The organism is Jeotgalibacillus alimentarius, from assembly GCF_000829445.1.
Lineage (GTDB): Bacteria > Bacillota > Bacilli > Bacillales > Jeotgalibacillaceae > Jeotgalibacillus > Jeotgalibacillus alimentarius.
The window spans coordinates 1-1229 of the sequence record NZ_JXRQ01000004.1; the positions used below are offsets into that span (position 1 = coordinate 1).

Annotated in this window: 9 tRNA genes and 1 rRNA gene; all 10 read left to right on the plus strand. The window is 50.7% G+C overall.

What is annotated here, in order from left to right:
• Window positions 1-228: 228 nt before the first annotated feature.
• A tRNA-Val gene (locus tag KP77_RS00450) sits at window positions 229-304 on the plus strand.
• Between the two features lie 5 nt (window positions 305-309).
• Window positions 310-385: transfer RNA gene (locus tag KP77_RS00455), tRNA-Thr, on the plus strand.
• 8 nt (window positions 386-393) lie between these two features.
• Window positions 394-469: transfer RNA gene (locus tag KP77_RS00460), tRNA-Lys, on the plus strand.
• A gap of 12 nt (window positions 470-481) precedes the next feature.
• Window positions 482-566: transfer RNA gene (locus KP77_RS00465), tRNA-Leu, on the plus strand.
• Between the two features lie 7 nt (window positions 567-573).
• Window positions 574-648: transfer RNA gene (locus tag KP77_RS00470), tRNA-Gly, on the plus strand.
• A gap of 28 nt (window positions 649-676) precedes the next feature.
• Window positions 677-765 (plus strand) — tRNA-Leu (locus tag KP77_RS00475).
• A gap of 22 nt (window positions 766-787) precedes the next feature.
• A tRNA-Arg gene (locus KP77_RS00480) sits at window positions 788-864 on the plus strand.
• 21 nt (window positions 865-885) lie between these two features.
• Window positions 886-962 (plus strand) — tRNA-Pro (locus KP77_RS00485).
• Between the two features lie 13 nt (window positions 963-975).
• Window positions 976-1051 (plus strand) — tRNA-Ala (locus tag KP77_RS00490).
• 96 nt (window positions 1052-1147) lie between these two features.
• A 16S ribosomal RNA gene (locus KP77_RS18285) occupies window positions 1148-1229 on the plus strand; the annotation flags it as partial.

Genomic DNA, 1229 nt, shown 5'->3' on the forward strand with positions numbered 1-1229 from the left:
AAACCGACAGGTCAGCTTTGAGAGCTGGTGGAGGCCTGAATGGATGAGACGTCAGTCTCAAACAGGCAGGTTGAAGCAGCCGAAAAGCTAGGAGCTGAAACTGGACTAGGTGATTCTCGGATTTCCTTACTTTGATGAACGTATCCAGTTTTGAAGGCGCGAGCCTTATGTCTAGTGATGACAGCGAAGAGGTCACACCCGTTCCCATGCCGAACACGGAAGTTAAGTGGAGAATTAGCTCAGCTGGGAGAGCATCTGCCTTACAAGCAGAGGGTCGGCGGTTCGAGCCCGTCATTCTCCACCATTTTTGCCGGTGTAGCTCAACTGGTAGAGCAACTGACTTGTAATCAGTAGGTTGGGGGTTCAAGTCCTCTTGCCGGCACCAGTTTTCTCGAGCCATTAGCTCAGTTGGTAGAGCATCTGACTTTTAATCAGAGGGTCGAAGGTTCGAGTCCTTCATGGCTCACCATGAAATTTTTATGCGGGTGTGGTGGAATTGGCAGACACGCTAGACTTAGGATCTAGTGCCGCAAGGCGTGGGGGTTCAAGTCCCTCCACCCGCACCATATTTTTGCGGGAGTAGTTCAGTGGTAGAACACCACCTTGCCAAGGTGGGGGTCGCGAGTTCGAATCTCGTCTTCCGCTCCAAACTTTACTTATAATTTTATCTGCCTTAGCCGGGGTGGCGGAATTGGCAGACGCACAGGACTTAAAATCCTGCGGTGGGTTTCCACCGTGCCGGTTCGAGTCCGGCCCTCGGCACCATTCAGTTTCATAAAGCTTTACTGCGCCCGTAGCTCAATTGGATAGAGCGTTTGACTACGGATCAAAAGGTTAGGGGTTCGACTCCTCTCGGGCGCGCCATATTTTTTCCATAATAGAAAACGGGGAGTAGCTCAGCTTGGTAGAGCACTTGGTTTGGGACCAAGGGGTCGCAGGTTCAAATCCTGTCTTCCCGACCATTTTCTTCTTTATGGGGCCTTAGCTCAGCTGGGAGAGCGCCTGCCTTGCACGCAGGAGGTCAGCGGTTCGATCCCGCTAGGCTCCACCAACAGATTGATTGAACCTTGAAAACTAAACAACCAAACGTCAACGTTTAAGATTTTAAGTCTTTTTCGAATAAAAAAGACATGAGCTTTTCAAACACTTTACGGAGAGTTTGATCCTGGCTCAGGACGAACGCTGGCGGCGTGCCTAATACATGCAAGTCGAGCGAACAGATGAGGAGT